This window comes from Burkholderia sp. BC1, assembly GCF_052683555.1.
The window spans coordinates 1-3,876 of record NZ_JBQYLP010000028.1 but is presented as its reverse complement, the minus strand read 5'-3'; the positions used below and the strand labels follow the sequence as shown (position 1 = coordinate 3,876).

Sequence of the window (3,876 nt, the reverse complement as noted above, 5' to 3'; positions counted from 1 at the left end):
ACGCGGGAGTAGCTCAGTTGGTAGAGCGCAACCTTGCCAAGGTTGAGGTCGCGAGTTCGAGACTCGTCTCCCGCTCCAGACATGGGAAGCCACGCTTCCCTTTTTATTTGATGGCCTCGGCGGTCGTCGGATAAGAATCTGTCGCGTGTCGTCACGACGGCATCGGCAGTCCGCTTTCGGCGCGATAGCAAAGCGGTTATGCAGCGGCCTGCAAAGCCGTTTAGGCCGGTTCGACTCCGGCTCGCGCCTCCAGGTAGCAAGAGAAAAAGCCCCGCTTCGGCGGGGCTTTTCTTTTTTCATCGTCGCCGTTTTTCTTTGGCGTAACGTGCGCGCAGCCGCGCACGCACGCACACCGCGCGTCACCCATCAACCGGCCGGCTCGGCGTATCGAGCCTCAGCTGATAGAACGCCGCATCGAGCCATCGCCCGAACTTGAATCCCGCTTCCTTGATCGTCCCCGAATGGACGAACCCGAGCCGCGTATGCAGCGCGATGCTGCCGGCGTTGGTCGCATCGATGCAGCCCACGAGCAGATGCACGTCCGCATCGTGTGCGCGGCGGATCAGTTCGCGCAACAGCAACTCGCCGAGCCCGCGTCCGCGATGATCGCGATGCACGTACACGCTGTGCTCGACCGTGTACTTGAACGCGGGAAACGCGCGGAACGTGCCCCAGCTGGCGAAGCCGAGCAGCGTGCCTGCCGCATCCACCGCGCCGACGACCGGAAAGCCGCTCGCACGCTTCGTCGCGAACCATGCGGCCATCGCTTGGGGCGGACGCGGCTTGTAGTCGTACAGCGCGGTCGAGTTGACGATCGCGTCGTTCAGAATCTCCAGAATGGCCGGCGCGTGCTCGGCCTCCGTGCAATCGATCAGGCGCACGTCGTCGCGCTGCGGCGGGTTCGGGGAAGTCATTCGAGCTCCTGTAGACATGGGGCGGACGGGCCGCGCACGGATCGTCGTTGCATCATGCGGCCCGGATCGCGGCGGCCGATGCATCGCAGATCGCGACGATATACCGTGCCGCATGCAGCGACGGGTTGCTGAAGATCAGCGGCTGATCGAGCCGCATGGCCAGACAGTCGCCTTCGTGAAGCTGATGCAGCGTCGCGCCGAGCGTGACGTCGATGCGGCCGCGTACGACCCAGATCTGCTGGTGCCACGCGATCTCGCGCGCACCGGTGTCGTACGCGACGCGCGCGCCGGGCGGGAAGTCGACTTCGACGAGCTGAAGCGGCGACGGCCAGCCGGGCGGCGACAGATTGCGTCGCGCATAGCCGGACGCCGGGTCGCGCCATTCGGCCTGCTGCGCGCGCCGCACGAGCGGCTGCGCGGGCGCGCCGTCGTCGCCGCCGAACAACCCGGCCAGCGAAATGCCGAGCCCGGCCGCGAGCTTGTCGAGCACGACGGCGGTCGGACTGGCCGCCGCGCGTTCGATCAACGAAATCATCGAGCGGCTCACGCCGCAGCGCGCCGCGAGCGCGTCGAGCGTGTAGCCGCGCAGCGTGCGTAGCTCGCGTACGCGCCGTGCGATGCGCTCGTTGATGCCGGCGTCGTCGGCGGTGGGAGGCGGAGATTCCTGCATGATGGAGGGATTTTCCAGCAAAATGGAATGAGCGGTCAACGCTTCGCAGTGAAACGTCGATGCGCTCGCATTGCATCTACGGCACTCATCCACGCGACGAAGCGGCTTGCCGCCGGCCGGCACGCGGCGTATTATACGTTCCGACTACACTTTGCATAATTGGTGACATATGGGCATCATCAAGATTTCCGACCACATGCACGAGCGGCTGCGCTCGACGAGCACGGCGCTCAGCCGGTCGATCAACGCGCAGGCCGAGCACTGGCTGCGGGTCGGCATGCTGGCCGAGCTCAACCCGTCGGCGTCGTACGGCGACATCTGCCGGATGCTGATCGAGGCGGAGGCGCGCGGCGGTACGGGCGCGGCCGAGCCCGTCGCCGGGCGCATCGAGCAGGTGGCGTAATGGCGAAGCGCGAAATCCCGATCCGCAACCCGCAAGACATCGCCAAGTCGCGCGAGGCGGCCAAGCTCGCGTCGCAGGTGCTGACGATGATCGGCGAATATGTGAAGCCGGGCGTCACGACCGACGAACTGGACGAACGCTGCCGCCGCTATATCGTCGACGAACTCGGCGCGATTCCGGCCAACATCGGCTATCACGGCTATCCGAAGACGGTTTGCGCGTCGGTCAATCACGTCGTCTGCCACGGCATTCCGTCGTCGCGGCCGCTGCGCGACGGCGACATCGTGAACCTCGACATCGCGGTGATCAAGGACGGCTGGTTCGGCGACACGAGCCGCATGTACTTCGTCGGCGAGCCGGGCGAGCTGGCGCGCCGCCTCGTTGCGACGACGTACGAGGCGATGCATGCGGGCATCCGCGCGGTACGGCCGGGCGCGACGCTTGGCGACGTCGGCTATGCGATCCAGCAGGTCGCACATCGCGAAGGGTTCAGCGTCGTGCGCGAATACTGCGGGCACGGCATCGGCGACGTGTATCACGACGAGCCGCAAGTGCTGCACTACGGCCGCCCCGGCACAGGCCTGCCGCTGCGGCCGGGCATGATTTTCACGATCGAGCCGATGCTCAACGCGGGCAAGCGCGACACGCGCGTGCTCGGCGACGGCTGGACCGTCGTCACGAAGGACCATTCGCTGTCCGCCCAATGGGAGCACATGGTCGTCGTGACGGAGCAGGGCTACGAAGTGCTGACCGACGACGTGGGGCCGCCCGCGTTCGCCGAGCTACCGGGCACGCGCGTCGCCTGACGCGCACCCCGCGTGGCGGCCGGCTTCTTCGAAGTCGCCGCCGGCATTGAACCGAAGTGAAACGGGCCCGATGCGATCGGGCCCGTTTCGTTTGGCGGCGCGCGCCGCTCAGCCGCGCGTCTTTTGCCACGCGTGTTCGACGAACACGCGGCACAGCGCCTCCATGCCGCGGCGATCCTCGTCGTCGAAGCGCGCGGCGACGGGGCTATCGACGTCCCATACGCCGATCAGCGTGCCGTCGTCGGCGACGAGCGGCACGACGATTTCCGATTCCGATGCCGCATCGCACGCGATATGGCCGGGAAACGCGTGCACGTCGCGCACGACCTGCGTTTCGCGCGACTGCGCGGCCGTCCCGCACACGCCTTTGCCGAGCGCGATCCGCACGCACGCGGGCTTGCCCTGGAACGGGCCGACGACGAGTTCGGTGCCGTCGAAGAAATAGAAGCCGGCCCAGTTCAGCCGGTCGAGCGAGTGATAGACGAGCGCAGAGAAGTTCGCCGCGTTCGCGATCAGATCGCGTTCGGATTCGACGAGCGCACGCGCCTGCTCGACGAGCGTCGCGTATTGATCGGCCTTGGAAGCATCGGGGTCGTGGGACAACGTGAACATGGCTGAAAAGCGGTAAAGGTTGGAAAAACGCGCGACGCGCGTACGGCAGTCTACGGCACACGCGTGCGACGTGCAGCGCGCGGCAACACGCCGGCTCAGTCGGGTTCGAGTTCCGCGAACCGCGCCGCGAGAAAGTCGAGCAGCGCGCGCACGGCGGGCAGCAATCCGCGGCGCGACGCGAACACCGCGTGGACGATCTCGCGGCGCGGCGCCCAGTCGGGCAGCACGGTCACGAGCGTGCCGCGCGCGAGTTCGTCGCGCACCATCATCGTCGGCAACTGCACGATGCCGACGCCCGCAACGGCGGCCGCGCGCAGCGCGAGCATGCCTGCCGTCACGAAACGCGGCTGGTGATGGATTTCCGCGCTGGCGCCGTCGGGCCCGCGCAGGCGCCACACGTGCGCGGCCTGCGGCACGCCGTGATCGAGGCTCGGTAGCCGTGCGAGGTCGGCGGGCACCGCCGGCGTGCCG

General features: G+C 67.4%; 6 protein-coding genes and 2 tRNA genes. 4 read left to right on the top strand and 4 right to left on the bottom strand.

The window, feature by feature from the left end; genetic code table 11:
• Positions 1-2 precede the first annotated feature (2 nt).
• Together ACSHSS_RS15590 and ACSHSS_RS15585 are read left to right on the top strand one after the other, a co-directional pair.
• A tRNA-Gly gene (locus tag ACSHSS_RS15590) sits at positions 3-78 on the top strand.
• Between the two features lie 100 nt (positions 79-178).
• A tRNA-Cys gene (locus ACSHSS_RS15585) sits at positions 179-252 on the top strand.
• A gap of 107 nt (positions 253-359) precedes the next feature.
• On the opposite strand, the gene ACSHSS_RS15580 is transcribed toward ACSHSS_RS15585, so the two are convergent.
• Both ACSHSS_RS15580 and ACSHSS_RS15575 read right to left on the bottom strand, forming a co-directional pair.
• Positions 360-914 carry a GNAT family N-acetyltransferase gene (locus tag ACSHSS_RS15580; RefSeq protein WP_445545196.1) on the bottom strand — a complete coding sequence of 185 codons (555 nt, stop codon included), beginning with the start codon at positions 912-914 and terminating at the stop codon, positions 360-362.
• A gap of 52 nt (positions 915-966) precedes the next feature.
• Positions 967-1,584: a helix-turn-helix domain-containing protein gene (locus ACSHSS_RS15575; protein ID WP_445545195.1), complete on the bottom strand. Its 618-nt coding sequence runs from the start codon at positions 1,582-1,584 to the stop codon at positions 967-969.
• Between the two features lie 169 nt (positions 1,585-1,753).
• On the opposite strand from ACSHSS_RS15575, the gene ACSHSS_RS15570 reads away from it, so the two are divergent.
• A complete protein-coding gene (locus tag ACSHSS_RS15570) occupies positions 1,754-1,987 on the top strand; it encodes a ParD-like family protein (protein WP_006401246.1) in 234 nt (77 codons plus the stop codon).
• Positions 1,987-2,793 (top strand): type I methionyl aminopeptidase, encoded by an 807-nt coding sequence (gene map, locus ACSHSS_RS15565; RefSeq protein ID WP_006408149.1) that lies wholly within the window; start codon positions 1,987-1,989, stop codon positions 2,791-2,793. The genes ACSHSS_RS15570 and map overlap by 1 nt, the downstream gene beginning before the upstream one ends.
• Positions 2,794-2,901: 108 nt before the next feature.
• On the opposite strand, the gene ACSHSS_RS15560 is transcribed toward map, so the two are convergent.
• Positions 2,902-3,405, bottom strand: a complete 504-nt coding sequence (locus tag ACSHSS_RS15560; protein WP_048805078.1) for a GAF domain-containing protein — start codon at positions 3,403-3,405, stop codon at positions 2,902-2,904.
• 95 nt (positions 3,406-3,500) lie between these two features.
• Positions 3,501-3,876, bottom strand: a 376-nt coding sequence (locus ACSHSS_RS15555; protein WP_445545194.1) for a LysR substrate-binding domain-containing protein, incomplete at its 5' end; no start/stop codon positions are given.